Genomic DNA, 16,717 nt, shown 5'->3' with positions numbered 1-16,717 from the left:
ATGACCCAACGCCTTGTCATCATCGGCGCCGGCATGGCCTCTGGACGGGTGATCGAACACCTGGTCGAGGACGCCCCCGATGCCTTCGACATCACCCTTTTCAACGCCGAGCCGCGCGGCAACTACAACCGCATCATGCTCAGCCCGGTCCTGTCGGGTGAAAAGACCTATGCCGACATCGTCACCCATGACGACGATTTCTATGCCCGCCACAACGTCACCTGCCGCTTCGGCGAACATGTGATCCGCATCGACCCCGAGATGAAGGTGGTCGAGGGTCAGAACGGCCATGTCCCCTATGACAAGCTGGTCATCGCCACCGGATCGGCGCCCTTCATCATCCCCGTGCCGGGCAAGGACCTGCCCGGCGTCATCACCTACCGCGATCTCGACGATACCAACGCGATGATCGACGCCGCCGCCAAGGGCGGCAAGGCGGTGGTGATCGGCGGTGGGCTGCTGGGGCTGGAAGCGGCGGCGGGGCTCAGGGAACGCGGCATGGACGTCACCGTGCTGCACCTGATGGGCCACCTGATGGAACGGCAACTGGACCCCGCCGCGGGGTTCCTGCTGAAGCAGGATCTCGAACGTCGCGGCATCACGGTCAAGACCCAGGCCTCGACCAAGGCGATCCTGGGCGAAACCCGGGCCGAGGCCGTGCTGCTGGAAAGCGGCGAAGTGCTGGATGCCGATCTGGTGGTCATGGCCGTGGGCATCCGCCCCGAGACGCGGCTGGCCACCGATGCGGGCCTCTCGGTCGCACGCGGTATCGAGATCAGCGCGCAAATGATGACCTCGGACCCCGACATCTTCGCCGTGGGCGAATGCGTGGAATTCGACGGCCAGCTTTTCGGCCTCGTGGCACCGCTCTACGATCAGGCAAAGGTGCTGGCGAAATCCCTGATGGCGGAACCCGCAGCCTTTGTTCCCAGGGAGTTGTCGACGAAACTCAAGGTCACCGGCTGCGACCTGTTCAGTGCCGGCGATTTCGCCGAAGGCCCCAACCGCGAGGACATCGTCTTTCGCGATCCCGGACGCGGCGTCTACAAGCGCCTGGTGATCGAAGACGACCGGCTGGTCGGCGCGGTGTTCTACGGCGACACCAGCGATGCCAACTGGTTCATGGGGCTGATCACGTCCGCCGAGGATATCTCGGACAGCCGCGACACCCTGATCTTCGGCCCCGCCTTCCAGGGGGGCGCCCCCGTGGACCCCTTGGCGGCCGTTGCAGCCTTGCCGGATGAGGCAGAGATCTGCGGCTGCAACGGCATATGCAAGGGACAGATCGTCAAGGCCATCGAGGGCGGCGCGACCGATCTGGGCGCAGTGCGCGCGCAGACCAAGGCCAGCGGGTCCTGCGGGACCTGCACGGGGCTGGTGGAACAGGTGCTGGCGGTGACGCTGGGCGATGCGTTCCAGATGCCCGCGGCGCAACCCATGTGCGGCTGCACCGATCTGACGCACGAAGATGTCCGCCGCCTGATCAAGTCGCAGGAACTGAAATCCATGCCCGCGGTCTGGCAGGCCGGCGCGTGGAAGACGCCCGATGGCTGCCATGTCTGCCGTCCGGCGCTGAATTTCTACCTGATCGCGGACTGGCCTCTGGACTACAAAGACGACCCGCAAAGCCGGTTCATCAACGAACGCAAGCACGCCAACATCCAGAAGGACGGCACCTTCAGCGTCGTGCCGCGCATGTGGGGCGGCATCACCAACCCGCGCGAATTGCGCGCCATCGCCGACGCGGCCGAGAAATACAACGTCCCCACCGTCAAGGTCACGGGCGGACAGCGCATCGACCTGCTGGGGGTGAAGGGCGAAGACCTGCCGGCGATCTGGGCCGATCTGAACAAGGCGGGCCTGGTCTCGGGCCACGCCTATTCCAAGGGGTTGCGCACGGTGAAGACCTGCGTCGGCACCGACCATTGCCGCTTTGGCACGCAGGACAGCACGGGGCTGGGGATCAAGCTGGAACAGGCGCTGTGGGGGTCATGGACGCCGCACAAGGTCAAGCTGGCCGTATCCGGCTGCCCGCGCAACTGCGCCGAGGCGACCTGCAAGGACGTGGGCGTGATCTGCGTCGACAGCGGCTACCAGATCGGGGTCGGCGGCGCGGCGGGCATGGATGTCAAGGAAACCGAACGCCTGGCCGACGTGCCCACCGAGGCCGAGGCGATCGAGATCACGGTGGCCTTCGTCCAGCTCTACCGCGAGAACGCCAAGTATCTCGACCGGCCCTACAAATGGCTGGCCAAGGTCGGGCTGGACTGGGTGCGCGCCCGCGTCGTCGAGGATCTCTCCGAACGCAAGCGCCTGGTCGAGGCTTTCGAGCTGTCGCAATCGATCTACCGCAAGGACCCCTGGGCGGAACACGCGAAAACCAAGGCCGAACGCTATCAGCCGCTGGCCGATCTGACGAAGGAGGCCGCGGAATGAGCTGGCTGGATCTGGGCGCTTTGGACGACATCCCCGCGCGCGGTGCGCGCAAGGTCAAGACGGCGATGGGCTGCGTTGCCGTTTTCCGCACCGCAGACGACGCGATCTTCGCCATCGCCGACCGCTGCCCACACAAGGGCGGGCCGTTGTCCGAAGGCATCGTGCATGGCCATGGCGTCACCTGCCCCTTGCACAACTGGGTGATCTCGCTGGAAACCGGCGAGGCGCAGGGCGCCGACAGCGGCCGCGTGCCGACCTACAAGGCCCGCGTCGAAGACGGCCGTGTGCTGCTGGAGATGGCCGCCTTTCAACGGGCCGAGGTCGCGTGATGCGCACCACCTGCCCCTATTGCGGTGTCGGCTGCGGGGTGATCGCGGCACGCGACGATGCGGGCCGCTGGACCGCCAAGGGCGATCCCGACCATCCCGCCAACCTGGGCCGGCTCTGCTCCAAGGGCTCGGCCCTGGGCGAAACGCTGGGGCTGGACGACCGCCTTCTGGCACCGCGGGTGAACGGGCAGGAAACCGGCTGGGACAGCGCGCTGTCGCTGGTGGCGCAGCGGTTCACCGACGCCATCGCCGCGCATGGCCCCGACAGCGTCGCCTTCTACGTCTCGGGGCAGTTGCTGACCGAGGATTATTACGTCGCCAACAAGCTGATGAAGGGCTTCATCGGTTCGGCCAATATCGACACCAATTCGCGGCTCTGCATGGCCTCGTCCGTGGCAGGCCACAAGCGCGCCTTCGGCAGCGACACGGTGCCGGGTCTCTACACCGATCTCGAAGAGGCCGATCTTGTGGTGCTGACCGGCTCGAACCTGGCCTGGTGCCACCCGGTCCTGTTCCAGCGCCTGGCAGCGGCCAAGGCCGCGCGCCCCGGCCTGCGCGTCGTCACCATCGACCCCCGCCGCACCGCGACCACCGAACTCGGCGACCTGCACCTGGCCCTGAAACCCGGCAGCGACGTGGCCCTGTTCAACGGGCTGCTGGCGCATCTGCACGAGGTGGGTGCGATCGATGCGGGCTTTGTCGGCGCGCATGTCAGCGGTTTCGACGCCGCGCTTGATGCCGCGCGCAACGATCCGCCCGCCACGACCGGCCTGTCCGAGGCCGATCTGGCCGCCTTCTACGCGCTCTGGGCGCGCACCGAAAAGGTCGTCACCGTCTATTCGCAGGGCGTAAACCAGTCGAGCTCGGGCAGCGACAAGGTCAACGCCATCCTCAATTGCCACCTGGCGACGGGGCGGATCGGCAAACCCGGCATGGGTCCGTTCAGCGTCACCGGCCAGCCCAATGCGATGGGCGGGCGCGAGGTGGGCGGGCTGGCCAACATGCTGGCCTGCCACCTGGATATCGAAAATGCCGAACACCGGGCCGCGGTGCGCGATTTCTGGGACGCACCCACCATCGCCACGCAACCCGGTCTCAAGGCCGTCGACATGTTCCGCGCCGTGGCCGATGGGCGGATCAAGGCGCTGTGGATCATCCACACCAACCCGGCCGTGTCCATGCCCGAGGCCGACGCGGTGCGCGACGCCATCGCGGGTTGCGATTTCGTCGTGGTGTCCGACATCACCGCCCGAAACGACACCGCGCGGCTGGCCGATGTGCTGCTGCCCGCCAGCGCCTGGGGCGAAAAGGACGGCACCGTCACCAATTCCGAACGCTGCATCTCGCGCCAGCGCGCCTTTCTTCCCGCGCGAGGCCAGGCCCGACCCGACTGGGCGATCCTGGCCGAAATCGGGCGCCGCATGGGGTTCGTCCGCGCCTTCGACTACGAAACCCCGGCCGAGATCTTTCGCGAATACGCCGCGCTGTCGGGCATCGCGGGCAAGCTTGGCCGCGATTTCGACATCTCGGCCCTGTCCGACCTGTCGGATGCCGAATACGAGGCGCTGTCGCCCGTCCGCTGGCCGGTCACCGCCGCGCGGACCGGCGGGCGGTTCTTCGGCGACGGGCGGTTCTTCACCCCCGATGGCCGCGCCCGGATGCTGCCGCTGCGCAGCCGTGCACCGGCACAGGTGCCCGATGCCGAACATCCCTTTGTCCTGAACACCGGCCGCGTGCGCGATCACTGGCACACCATGACCCGCACCGCCCTGTCTCCGCGCCTGTCGGCGCATCTGGCCGAGCCGTTCCTGGAATTGCACCCCGAAGACGCGCTGGCACTCGGCCTCAAAAGCGCCGAACTGGCCGAGGTGACCACCACCAGGGGTCGCGCTGTGCTGCGGGTGATGGTCACCGACCGGGTCCGCAAGGGCGAGGTCTTTGCACCGATGCACTGGACCGGCGAGACCGCCAGCCACGGCCGCATCGACGCGCTGGTGCCCGCCATCACCGACCCGGTCTCGGGCCAACCCGAAAGCAAGGCCGCGCCCTGCGCCATCGCGCCCCTGCCCGTCGCCGCCTATGCCTTTGCCCTGTCGCGCGCCGAGCCGCGGCCCGACGAGGCCGCCTATTGGGCCAAGGCCCGCACCGCCGATGGCTGGCGGCTGGAACTGGCGCTGTCCGAAACGCCGGATGACTGGGCAAGCTATGCGCGCGCCGTTCTGGGCCTGTCCGACGAAGCCGCGCCGCTGATGGTCACCGATGCCAGGCGTGGCCTGGCCCGGCTGGCTTTCTTCGAGGCGGGTCGCCTGCAAGCCGCGCTGTTCGCCGGACCACAGCCCGTGGCGCTGTCGCGCAGCTATCTCGCCGGGCAACTGGCGGCCGAGATCGACGCGGCGATCCTCAGCGGCGTGCCGGGGGCTGACCGACCCGATCCCGGCGCAACCATTTGCGCCTGTTTCGACATCGGCGTGAACACCATTCGCACCGCCATCGCCGACCAGCGCCTGACCAGCGTCGAGGCGATCGGCGCCGCCCTGCGCGCCGGCACCAATTGCGGGTCCTGCCGGCCGGAACTGGCAGCACTTCTGGCCGAGACCGCCAAGCCGATGGCCGCCGAATGAGCCCCGCGCCTTTGTCCCTGCCCCGCGAACCCGGCGGCCATATCGCGCTGGTCGGCGCCGGGCCCGGCGCGCGCGACCTGCTGACCTTCCGCGCCGCCACGCGCATCGCGCAGGCCGACGTGATCTTCTACGACCGGTTGGTCGATCCGGCGGTGCTGGACATCGCCCGCCCGCAGGCCGACCGCATCTATGTCGGCAAGGCGGTGGGCGCCAATGCCTGGCCCCAGGATCGCATCTGCGCGCTGATCGTCGCGCAGGCCCGGCAGGGCCACCGCGTGGTGCGGCTGAAATCCGGCGATCCGGGCCTGTTCGGCCGCGCCGAGGAAGAACTGGCCGCCGCGCGCCAGGCCGGTATCCCGGTGGAAATCGTGCCCGGCGTGACCGCCGCCAGCGCCGCCGCCGCCGCCCTGGGCGAGCCGCTGACCAAGCGCGGCGAAACCGAACGCGTGGTGCTGGCCACCGCCACCTGCCGCGACGGCGACGGGTTGCCCGACCTGGCGGCCTGCGCGCAACCCGGCACCACGCTGGCGCTGTACATGGCGACCCGGCAACTGGACGCGGTTCATGCCGCGCTGGCGGACGCGGGCTGGCCGCCAGCGACCCGTGTCACCGCCGTCGCCTCGGCCAGCTGCGACAACCAAAAGACCCTGCAAACCACCCTGGGCGCGATGCGCACCGACATTCCCGCCCAAGGCATCGCCAACCCGGCGATCCTGTTCGTCACTCTGCCCAAACCGGCCACGGAAAAGGCCGGCGCCGCAAACCCGGCACCGGCCCTCTTGCAGATCGGCTGAACGTTCAGACCGTGCCGCCCAGGCTGCTTTCCAGCGCCACCAGTTCCTGCCCGCCGGCCATCAGGTCCTGCAATTCTTCCGGCGTGATCTGGCCGCGCTGCGCGGTGCCCAGCGTCTGGCCGCGGTTCAGCACCGTGAACCGGTCGCCCACCGCCATCGCATGGCGCACGTTGTGGGTGATGAACACGACCGCGATGCCGTCCTTGCGCACCTTGTCGATGGTGGCCAGCACGTTCGCCGTCTGTCGCACACCCAGCGCCGAGGTCGGTTCGTCCAGGATCAGCACCTTGGCGCCGAAATAGACCGCCCGCGCGATGGCCACGGTCTGCCGCTCGCCGCCCGACAGCGTGCCCACCGCCTGGTCGGGGCCGCGCAGGTTGATGCCCATCTTGGCCATCTGCTCCATCGTGACCCGGTTGGCGAAGTCGTGGTCGAAGAACGGCACGCCCAGCACCTTTCGCACCGGTTCGTTGCCCATGAAGAAATTGCGGCTGACGCTCATCAGCGGGATCATCGCCAGATGCTGGTGCACCGTCGCGATGCCCGCCGCGATGGCGTCGCGCGGGTCCTCGAACTGCATCGGCTTGCCTTCGAACCAGATCTCGCCGCGGGTCGGCTTGTGCACGCCGGACATGGTCTTGATGAAGGTCGACTTGCCGGCGCCGTTGTCGCCCAGCAGGCAATGGCACTCACCGGGAAAGATCTCCAGCGACACGCCGGCCAGCGCGATCACCTTGCCGAAATGCTTTTCGATGTTCTTCATCTGGATGATGGGGGCATGGTCAGGCATGGCTCAGCGCTCCCCTGTGATGATGCGGCGGATATAGGTATTCAGGATCACCGCGGCCAAAAGGATGATGCCCAGGAACACCCGGAACAGCGACGATTCCACGCCCGCGAAGAACAGCCCCTGCTGCACAACGCCGAAGATCAGCGCGCCCAGCGCCGCCCCCAGCACCGATCCGTAGCCGCCGGTCAGCAGCGCACCGCCGATGACCACGGCGATGATCGCCTCGAATTCCTTGAGCAATCCGCGATCCGCCCCGGCCGAGCCGAATTCCATCACCTGGCAGGTTGCAAAGACCGTGGCGCAAAAGGCGGTGAACATGAACATCAGGATCTTGACCCGGTTGACCGGCACGCCCGAGTTGCGCGCCGCCTCCGGATCGCCGCCCGCGGCGAAGATCCAGTTGCCGAACCGTGTGCGCGTCAGAAGGATATGGCCGAAGATGATCAGCATGATCGCCCAGACGATCAGCATCGGGATCCCGTCCACCACCGGCTGGCCCTGCCGGGTGCCGCGTTCGAATGTCTCGATCACGCCCATATCGCCCAGCCACTGGAAGAACCCGGTGCCGATCTTGCCGCCGAACAGCGCACCCAGCCAGTCGCCTTCGGCCGCGTCGCGGATGCCGCCGATGATCGTCTTGCTCTCGATGGTCTGCGGAATGTAGATCGTGAAGCCGCGCAGGATGAACAGGAAGGCCAGCGTCACGATAAAGCTTGGCAGCCCAGTGCGGACCACGATCCAGCCGTTCAGCGCACCAAGCGCCAGACAGATCGCGAAGGTGATCAGGATCGCCATCCACATCGGCCAGGCCAGGACCACACCGAAGACCGCGATCATCATGCCGGCAAAGCCGATCATGGACCCCACCGACAGGTCGAATTCGCCCGCAATCATCAGCAGGCAGGCGCCCACGGCGATGATCATGAACTGCGCCGACACGACCGACCAGTTCATGACGCCCTGCGCCGCGAACATGCCCGAATCGTAGGCAAAGAGGAAAAACAGCACGAATACCGCCATCGTGCCCACCATGCCGCCCAGCTCGGGCCGGATCAGCGCCTGGCGGAACCGCGAGATTTCCTTGACACGTTCGTCAGCTGCGGGTGCATCCGACATGATTGCTCCTCCCCGTCATCATCGAAAAAGGGCGGCCCCGCGGGACCGCCCTTTGGCCTGGTCGGCTCAGCGGAATTCGCCGGCGTATTTCTCGACCTTCTCGAGGCCCGCCTTGGTCACGAAACCGGGGCCCGAGTTGATGTTGTTGCCCGGCAGCACGCCATAGCGGTCCCAGTTGGCCAGGATCACCACCGGCATGTAGGCCTGCAGGAACGGCTGCTGGTCGATGCCCCACTTGATGATGTCTTCCTTGATCGCCTTGACGATTTCCTCGCCCAGGTCGAACGTGCCGAAATGGATGTCGCCGGCCATGCCGTTTTCCTTGAGCGCGGCGATGGTCGGGTCGGCCGATACCGGGCCCAGCGTCAGGATGCCGTCGACATCGGGATTGGCCGACAGGTAGGCCAGCACCTTGTTCTTGATTTCCGCCGGGTCGGTGCCGGAATCCATCATCGCATCGCCCAGTTCGACGCCCAGACCGTCGGCATAGCCGCGGCAGCGTTCGCCCACGGTGGGCTGCTGGATCGCATGGTTGACGCACAGGAACTTGGTCACGCCCTCGCCCTTGGCACGCAGCCCGGCGGCATAGCCGGCATCGTATTCGGGCTGGCCGACATACATCAGCGCGCCGACCTCACGCGCCTGTTCGGGCGTGCCGGTGTTCATGATGATGACATCGATACCCTGATCGACGGCGTTCCGGATCGGCCCCGCGAGAACATCGAAATCGGCCAGCGTCGTGATGATCCCGTCCGGGTTCGATGCCGCGGCCTGCTCGATGATCCGCGCCATGTCGGCGATGTCGCCGGTCGGCGGGTTGCGGTATTCCACTTCCGCGCCCACCTGCTGGCCCGCCAATGCGATGCCGTTCTTGATGGTGTTCCACCACGTGTCGCTGTCCGGCGCGTGGCTGACCAGCACATAGCGCTCGCCCTCGGCCGCGGCGTCCGTCGCGGCCACCATCGGAGCGGCGGCGACAAGTGCCGTCAATGCGATCGACTTGAGAAAATTCATGTCATCCTCCCTGATCGGGTCCCTGTCCTGAACCGGCAGCGCGGGACTCCGGAGCGTCTGCCGCCTGCCGGGATCGTAACCACGAATCGCGGCATTTTGCAACCGGTTGCAATTGATCGCCCTCCACGCCATCATTGCCTTGCGCGAAAACGGCGGTTAAGCGGCGGTCATGGCAGTGACACTCAAGGATGTGGCGGAAAAGGCGGGCGTGTCGCGCTCGGCGGTGTCGCGCACCTTCACGCCGGGCGCCTCGGTCTCGGACAAGACCCGCCGCAAGGTGGAAAAGGCCGCCGACGAACTGGGCTACAGCCCCAACGCCCTGGCGTCGTCGCTGACCACCGGCCGGACCAAGCTGATCGGCCTGGTCTCGAACAACTTTCACAACCCGATCTTCCTGGAAGTGTTCGACCTTTTCACCCGCGGCCTGCAGGATCGCGGGTTGCGCCCGCTTCTGGTCAACCTGTCCAACGAAACCGATCCCGCCAATTCGGTGCGGATGCTGCGGCAATACTCCGTCGACGGGGTGATCGTTGCCTCATCGACCCTGCCGCCCAGCTTTGCCGAGGCGTTCAAGGACGCCGGCGTGCCGGTCGTGCATTCCTTTGGCCGCTGGTCCAGCGCCCCGCACACCCATGTGGTCGGCATCGACAACGTCGCCTGCGGGCGCATGGCGGCGCAAGCGCTGGTCGCGCGCGGCTATACGCGCGTGGCCTTCCTGGGCGGCCCCGAACGCGCCACCTCGACCCGCGACCGCATGGACGGATTTCTGTCCGAGCTTGCGCTGCATCCGGGGATCGCGGTCAGCCACAGCTTTGCCGACGCCTATTCCTTCGAGGCCGGGCGGGCCGAGATGATGCGCCTGCTCGCCCACGGCACGCCCGCGCAGGCCTATTTCTGCGGTGACGACGTGTTGTCGATCGGCGCGCTCAGCGCATTGCAGGAGGCCGGGTTCGCCGTGCCCGGCGATGTCGGGCTGATCGGGCTGAACGACATGGAAATGGCCGGCTGGCAGAACATCGACCTGACCACCATCCGCCAGCCCATCGCCGAGATCATCAATTCCTCGATCGAACTGGTCGTGGCCACGGTCGCCGATCCCGGCCGTTACCCCGAGGCGCGGCTGTTCCCCTGCCGGATCGTCGAACGCGGAACCCTGCGCCAGCTTGGCTGACGGGTTTTGGGGGCGCTGCCCCCGTCGCGGCAAGCCGCGACTCCCCCGGGATATTTTTGGCCAGATGAAGTAACGGATCCTTAATCATCGCGGTTCAAAACCATCCCGCGGTACAGGCTGGGAAGCCGATGATCGCGCCAGGTGAAGCCCCCGCGCGACGTCGTCCGCGGGGGTGGATCCTGCAAACTTCATCCGGCCGAAAACATCCCGGGGCGTGTGAGGGATCGACGATTGTTCGCCCTTGGCTCAAGAACTCGGGACGATGCCCCTTGCCCCCGGTCGGCGCGCGCAGGCGCGTCGAAACCTCAGCGGAACATCGGCGGTCGGGCATCGACCCAGGCACCCCGATCGCGGGCCGAGGCCACCGCGGCATGCACGGCGGCCATGGACCGCAGCCCGTCTTCCGCCCGCGGCAGCGCGCCATGCTGTTCGCCCCGGATCGCCGCGGCCAGATCGACATAGATATTGGCCACCGCCAGCGGAAAACCCTCGGGATGCGCGATCGCCACCCGGCTCAGGCGCGCGGCTTCGTCCGACAGCCCGGCTTCGCCCTTTTCCATGATCTGCGTGCGCCCGCCCACCGGTGTGTAGAACACCTGGTTGGGCTGTTCCGACGCCCAACGCAGCCCGCCGGTCTCGCCGAAGACCTGGATGTCGAAGCCGTGCTGCCGCCCGATTGCCACCGACGAGGTCCAGAGCCGCCCGACCGTGCCGCCCTGCATGCGGAAATTCACCATCGCGTCATCCTCCAGCACCCGGCTGGGAATGGTCGATGCGAAATCGGCGCTGAGTTCGCGCACCTCGTCGCCGCAGACGAAACTGGCCATGTGCAGCGCGTGGATGCCGCAATCGGCGAACTGGCCCGACACACCGGCCATCTTGGGATCGTAGCGCCAGCGCACCCGCGGATTGTCGGCATCGCCCGCATCGCCGTGATGGCCGTGGCTGAAGCTGGTCACCACCAGCCGGACCTTGCCGATCTCGCCCGCGGCCACCATCGCCCGCATCTGCCGCACCATCGGATAGGCCGAATAGCAATAGTTCACCGCGCAGATCCGGCCCGCGGCTTTGGCCACGCGCACGATCTCTTCGCCCTCTTCGACCGTCATGGTCATCGGCTTTTCGCACAACACGTGGAACCCGGCCTGCAGGAACGCGCGGGCGATCTCGAAATGCGTGGCATTGGGCGTGGCCACCGTCACCAGGTCGACCCGGTCGTCGCGCGCGGCCTCGCCCGCCAGCATCTCGCGCCAGTCGCCATAGGCGCGGTCCGGCGCCACGCCCAGCCGCTGCGCATAGGCCCGGCCGCGCTCGGGATCAAAGTCCAGCGCGCCGGCCGCCAGGGTAAAGTTGCCGTCCGCCTGCGCACCCAGCCGGTGCGCCGGGCCGATCTGGCTGCCTTCGCCGCCACCGATCATGCCCCAGTTCAGTTTGGTCATCCGCCACACTCCGTAGGGTGGGTTCCCGACCCACCGTGTCAGTTCAGAACCCGATGCTTTTCAGATAGGCCGCGTTGGCCCGCGCATCATCGATGGGCGACACGTCCAGCGTCGGGTCGCAATCCTGTTCGACCGTGCACCAGCCCTGGAATCCGTTTTCCAGCAGCACCTGGCGGACCGCGGGGAAATCCACGTCGCCCTGGCCCAGGTTGCAGAAGATGCCCTGGCCGCAGGCTTCGTAGAACCCGGTGCGCCTGGCGATCGCATCGGCTTTCACCTTGGGGTCTATATCCTTGAAATGCATGTAGGAAATCCGCCCGATATGGCGCTTCATGAAGGCCACCGGATCATAGCCGGCATAGGAATGGTGCCCGGTATCGAAGCAGATTTTCAGGATCTTTTCGTCGACCTCGTCCAGCAGCCGCTCCAGTTCCGGCTCGAAATCGATGAAGCCCGCGGCATGCGCATGCATCCCCACCGTCAGCCCGTATTCCTCGGCTCCCATCCTGGCCACCGTGGCGATGCGGTCGCGGAAAGCGGCCCATTCGGCGGCGTCCATCTGTTCGGCCTCATTGGCGCGGCCGGCGGTGGGCGCGCGGCGCGGCGAGATCGAGTCGATCAGAACAAGGTGCTGCGCACCATGCGCCACCAGCGCCTTGCAGGTGCGCACCGCGCCATCCATCACGTCGTCCCATTGCGCGGGGTCGTGGAAAGCGCGGAACACCACCCCGCCGATCAGCGTAAGACCGTATTCGGCCAGCGCGTCGCCCAGCACCACCGGGTCCTCGGGCATGAAGCCCACCGGCCCCAGCTCGATCCCCTTGTAGCCCGCTTCGGCGCAATCGCTCAGCACCTGCCGCCAGGGCGGGTTGCGCGGGTCGTTCGCGAACTCGACACCCCAGGAACAGGGCGCGTTGCCAATCTCGATCATGGTCTTTCCTCAGAAGTCGGCCGGTCTGGCCCAGTTGCGAGAGCTGTGCGAGGCGCGCGCGGCGGCGATCACCTGATGCACCGCCAGCCCGTCCCGGAAGGTCGGCCAGACCGGCGCGCCGCCGTCGATGGCCGTCAGGAAATCATGCGCCTCGATGATGATCTGGTCCTGGTACCCGGTGCCGTGCCCCGGCCCAAGGCAGAACGGCTTGTAGTCGGGATGCGCCGGACCGGTCAGGATCTTGCGGAACCCGCGCTGCGCCCGGTCCTCACGCTGTTCATACAGCCACAGCGCGTTCTGATCTTCCTGGTCGAAGCGGATCGCGCCGGTCGTTCCGGTGATCTCGTAGGCATAGCCCATCTTGCGCCCCATCGCGATGCGGCTGGCCGCCAGGTGCCCCATCGCACCGCCCTTGAATCGCACCATCATCTGCACCTGGTCGTCATTGGTGACGGGGATGCCGTCGCGTTCCGGATGCACTGTCTCGATCACCGCGTTCACTTCCTCGACCGGCCCCATCAGCGCCAGAGCGGCGTTCAGGATATGCGGCGACAGATCGCCCAGGCAGCCATTGGCATCGCCCTGAAACCGCCAGGCCGCACCGTTGCTGTCGCAGTGGAAATCCTCGGTATGCTCGCCGCGGAAATAGACGATGTCGCCCAGGGCGCCCTCGGCCACCAGCTTGCGCGCGAATTGCGACGCGGGCGTGCGGATGTAGTTGTAGGCCACCATGTTGGCGACCCCGGCGCGGTCGGCGGCAGCGACCATGGCGCGGGCCTCGGCCACGTCCAGCCCCATCGGCTTTTCGCACAGCACCGGCTTGCCCAGGCTCAGCGCCGCCTCGGCGATGGCGCGGTGCGTGGCCTGGGGCGAGGCGATGACCACCGCCTCGACGGCGGGGTCATCGACCAGGGCCTGCCAATCGGATGCGGCATGGTCGAAACCATAGGCTTCTGCATAGCGCGCGCTGCTTTGCGGGCTCGACCCGCAGATCGCCGCCAGCCGGGGCTTGAGCGTTGTTTCGAACACCGTGCCGACCGCGGCGAAGGCAGCAGAATGCGCCTTGCCCATGTAACCGCCACCCACGATCCCGATGCCGATTTTCGGCATGGCGCCCTCCCCAGAATCTCTTTGCAACCGGTTGCAAAAACTGTATCCTCCGACTCGGACCCGCGCAACGGCAAAACGCGCTGGCCGACGAATTCGAAGACCCAGGGAGAGCGAGCATGCCCGGCAGCCCCAAGACGCTGCGCCTGACCACGGCGCAGGCCATCGTGCGCTATCTGGCCAACCAGTATATCGACATCGACGGCGTGGAAACGCGGATCTGCGGCGGCGGCTTCGGCATCTTCGGCCACGGCAACGTGCCCTGCCTGGGCGAGGCGCTTTATCCGATGCAGGACGCGCTGCCGCTCTATCGCGGCCAGAACGAACAAGGCATGGGTTTTGCCGCCGCGGCCTACGCGAAATACCACCTGCGCCGGCGCTTCATGTTCTGCACCGCCAGCGCCGGGCCCGGCACCGCCAACCTGCTGACCGCCAGCGCGCTGGCCCATGCCAACCGCCTGCCGATGCTGATGCTGTGCGGCGATACCTTCCTGACCCGCCTGCCCGACCCGGTGCTGCAACAGCTGGAACATTTCGGCAATCCCGCGCTTGGGCTGAACGACGCGTTCAAATCCGTCACCCGCTATTGGGATCGCATCACCCACGCCGCGCAGGTCATCCAGTCGCTGCCCGCAGCACTCGCCACCATGCTCGACCCCGCCGATTGCGGCCCGGCCTTCATCGGCCTACCCCAGGACGTGCAGGGCTGGACATACGACTACCCCGAGGCGTTCTTTGCCCGCCGCGTGCACCACATCCGCCGCCAGGCCCCCGACCCGGTCGAAGTCGCCGCCGCCGCCGACGCCCTGCGCGCCGCGAAACGCCCGGCCATCATCGCCGGGGGCGGCGTGCAGTATTCCCGCGCCGTGGCCGACCTGACCGCCTTCGCCGAGGCGCACAACATCCCCGTGATCGAAACCATCGCGGGCCGCGCCAACCTGGTGCATGACCATCCACTGAATATCGGCCCCGTCGGCGTGACCGGATCGGACAGCGCCAACTGGGTGGCGGAACGCGCTGATGTCATCCTGTGTGTCGGCACCCGCCTGCAGGACTTTACAACAGGATCCTGGACCGCCTTCGCCCAGGACGCGCAGCTGATCGGCCTCAACGCCGCGCGCCACGACGCGATCAAGCATCTCAGCCTGCCGGTGATCGGCGACGCGAAGCTGGGGCTTCGGGCGTTGGATGCGGCGCTTTCGGGCTACACCGCCCCCGCCGACTGGACCAAATCCAGCCAGGCCGAACGCGCCAAGTGGAATGTCTATGTCGCGGACAACACCGCCCACGGCAACCGTCCCAATTCCTACGCCCAGGCGATCGGCGTGGTGAACGCGCTTTGCGGCAAACGCGACCGCATCGTCACCGCCGCCGGCGGCCTGCCGGCCGAGGTCACCGCCAACTGGAAGACGCTGGATATCGGCACCGTCGACGTCGAGTTCGGCTTTTCCTGCATGGGTTACGAGATCGCCGGCGGCTGGGGCGCGCGCATCGCGCAGTCGGAAACCGAACCCGATGCCGACACCATCGTGCTGGTCGGGGATGGCTCGTACCTGTTGATGAACTCCGACATCTACAGCGCTGCCCTGACACGGAAAAAGCTGATCGTGCTGGTGCTGGACAATGGGGGCTTCGCGGTCATCAACAAGCTGCAGAACAACACCGGGCAGGACAGCTTCAACAACCTGATCGCCGATTGCCCGACCGTGCCCGAACCCTTTGCCGTCGATTTCGAAGCCCATGCCGCCGCGATGGGCGCTGTGTCTGAGACCGTCGCCAACGGTGCCGAACTGGAGGCGGCCTTCAAACGCGCCAAGGCCAGCGACCGGACCACCGTGATCTGCATGAAGGTCGACCCCTACGAAGGTTGGACCACCCAGGGCCACGCCTGGTGGGAGGTCGGCACCGCGCAGGTTTCCGACAACGCATCGGTCCGCGCGGCCCACAAGGACTGGGAATCCAGCCGCGCGAAACAGCGAAAGGGCGTGTAATGCTGTTCGAAGGCATCGCCAGGAACGATTTCATCATCGTCGGCCGCGCGGGGATCGACTTTTTCACCGATGCCGGCGTCGCGGTCGAGGACGCCGAGCGCGTCAGCGTCGGCCTGGGCGGATCGTCCGCGAACATCGCCGCGGGCATCTGCAAGTTCGGCGGCAAGGCATCGCTGGTCACCTGCGTATCAGATGACAGCATCGGCAGCTACTGCATTGGCCAGCTTGGAAAATACGGCGTCGGCACCGATCACGTCCGCCGCGTCGGCGGCGAATTCCGCAACTCGCTCGCCGTCTATGAAAGCCGTGTTCAGGGCCACCGCAACGTGATCTACCGCAACGGGGCCGCGGACTTCCAGATGGACATCGCCGATGTCGAGGCGGTCGATTATTCCCGCTTCGGTGCGCTCATCACCGCCGGCACGGTCTTTGCCGCCGAACCCTCGCGCAGCGCCACCTTCCGCGCCTTCGAACTGGCGAAACAGGCCGGGCTGCCGATCATCTTCGACGTCGATTACCGCCCCTACAGCTGGCCCTCGCCACAGGTCGCCGAAGACGTGCTGTCCCGCGCCGCCGCGCAATGCGACATGATCGTCGGCAATGACGAGGAATTCGGCTTCATGGCCGGCGGCATCGACAAGGGGCTGGCCAAGGCCCGCGCGGTGGCGGAAACCGCCGCCGTGGTGATTTACAAGATGGGCGAGAAAGGCGCGATAACCTTCTGCGAAGGAAAGGAAATTCGCACCGGCATCTATCCGGTCAAAGCGCTGAAACCCACCGGCGCGGGCGACAGCTTCATGGCCGGGCTGATGGCCGCCCTGGCCGCCGGTCACGGCATGCGCGACGCTGTCCTGCGCGGCTCGGCCTGCGCCGCGATCACCGTGTCGCGTCCGGGCTGCGCGCCGGCGCTGCCCTATCCCCAAGACCTGGAAACCTTCCTTGCCACCCATCCCGGCGCAACCGAGACCTGAGAGGCTG

General features: G+C 66.9%; 13 protein-coding genes. 7 read left to right on the top strand and 6 right to left on the bottom strand.

Translation table 11 applies throughout. From position 1 onward, the window contains the following. From nirB to cobA, 4 genes are read left to right on the top strand one after another with little or no spacing between them, the layout of a single operon-like run. Positions 1-2,436 carry a nitrite reductase large subunit NirB gene (gene nirB / locus KUH32_RS12580; protein ID WP_217778878.1) on the top strand — a complete coding sequence of 812 codons (2,436 nt, stop codon included), beginning with the start codon at positions 1-3 and terminating at the stop codon, positions 2,434-2,436. Then, complete coding sequence (nirD, locus tag KUH32_RS12575) at positions 2,433-2,765, top strand: nitrite reductase small subunit NirD (protein WP_217778877.1); 333 nt, start codon at positions 2,433-2,435, stop codon at positions 2,763-2,765. Before nirB ends, nirD begins: the two co-directional genes overlap by 4 nt. Beyond that, positions 2,765-5,386: a nitrate reductase gene (locus tag KUH32_RS12570; RefSeq protein WP_217778876.1), complete on the top strand. Its 2,622-nt coding sequence runs from the start codon at positions 2,765-2,767 to the stop codon at positions 5,384-5,386. Before nirD ends, KUH32_RS12570 begins: the two co-directional genes overlap by 1 nt. After that, entirely contained in the window at positions 5,383-6,180 is a 798-nt protein-coding gene (gene cobA / locus KUH32_RS12565; protein ID WP_217778874.1) for a uroporphyrinogen-III C-methyltransferase, read from the top strand. The genes KUH32_RS12570 and cobA overlap by 4 nt, the downstream gene beginning before the upstream one ends. 4 nt (positions 6,181-6,184) lie before the next feature. Here cobA and KUH32_RS12560 read toward each other — a convergent pair whose 3' ends face one another. From KUH32_RS12560 to KUH32_RS12550, 3 genes are all read right to left on the bottom strand, one after another. Further along, entirely contained in the window at positions 6,185-6,970 is a 786-nt protein-coding gene (locus tag KUH32_RS12560) for an ATP-binding cassette domain-containing protein (RefSeq protein WP_217778872.1), read from the bottom strand. 3 nt (positions 6,971-6,973) lie between these two features. Continuing rightward, complete coding sequence (locus tag KUH32_RS12555) at positions 6,974-8,086, bottom strand: ABC transporter permease (RefSeq protein WP_217778870.1); 1,113 nt, start codon at positions 8,084-8,086, stop codon at positions 6,974-6,976. 66 nt (positions 8,087-8,152) lie between these two features. Beyond that, positions 8,153-9,100, bottom strand: a complete 948-nt coding sequence (locus KUH32_RS12550) for a sugar ABC transporter substrate-binding protein (RefSeq protein WP_217778869.1) — start codon at positions 9,098-9,100, stop codon at positions 8,153-8,155. Positions 9,101-9,269: 169 nt separating this feature from the next. On the opposite strand from KUH32_RS12550, the gene KUH32_RS12545 reads away from it, so the two are divergent. After that, positions 9,270-10,271, top strand: coding sequence for a LacI family DNA-binding transcriptional regulator (locus tag KUH32_RS12545; protein ID WP_217778867.1), 1,002 nt, complete (start codon positions 9,270-9,272; stop codon positions 10,269-10,271). 305 nt (positions 10,272-10,576) lie between these two features. Here KUH32_RS12545 and KUH32_RS12540 read toward each other — a convergent pair whose 3' ends face one another. Genes KUH32_RS12540 through KUH32_RS12530 form a run of 3 tightly spaced genes read right to left on the bottom strand, consistent with a single transcriptional unit; the run spans position 10,577 to position 13,751 of the window. Further along, complete coding sequence (locus tag KUH32_RS12540) at positions 10,577-11,710, bottom strand: Gfo/Idh/MocA family protein (protein WP_217778866.1); 1,134 nt, start codon at positions 11,708-11,710, stop codon at positions 10,577-10,579. 43 nt (positions 11,711-11,753) lie between these two features. Beyond that, positions 11,754-12,641, bottom strand: a complete 888-nt coding sequence (locus tag KUH32_RS12535; RefSeq protein WP_217778864.1) for a sugar phosphate isomerase/epimerase family protein — start codon at positions 12,639-12,641, stop codon at positions 11,754-11,756. 9 nt (positions 12,642-12,650) lie between these two features. Next, positions 12,651-13,751 carry a Gfo/Idh/MocA family protein gene (locus KUH32_RS12530; RefSeq protein WP_217778862.1) on the bottom strand — a complete coding sequence of 367 codons (1,101 nt, stop codon included), beginning with the start codon at positions 13,749-13,751 and terminating at the stop codon, positions 12,651-12,653. A gap of 116 nt (positions 13,752-13,867) precedes the next feature. Between KUH32_RS12530 and iolD the strand changes: the two genes are divergently transcribed. Beyond that, positions 13,868-15,739, top strand: a complete 1,872-nt coding sequence (iolD, locus tag KUH32_RS12525; protein WP_217778861.1) for a 3D-(3,5/4)-trihydroxycyclohexane-1,2-dione acylhydrolase (decyclizing) — start codon at positions 13,868-13,870, stop codon at positions 15,737-15,739. Next, positions 15,739-16,710, top strand: coding sequence for a 5-dehydro-2-deoxygluconokinase (iolC, locus tag KUH32_RS12520; protein WP_217778860.1), 972 nt, complete (start codon positions 15,739-15,741; stop codon positions 16,708-16,710). Before iolD ends, iolC begins: the two co-directional genes overlap by 1 nt. The last annotated feature ends 7 nt before the right edge of the window (positions 16,711-16,717 follow it).

It is taken from the genome of Thalassococcus arenae (assembly GCF_019104745.1).
Classification (GTDB): Bacteria; Pseudomonadota; Alphaproteobacteria; order Rhodobacterales; family Rhodobacteraceae; genus Thalassococcus_B; species Thalassococcus_B arenae.
Note: the sequence above shows the minus strand (reverse complement) of the source record. Positions and strands in the feature narration are given on the sequence as shown.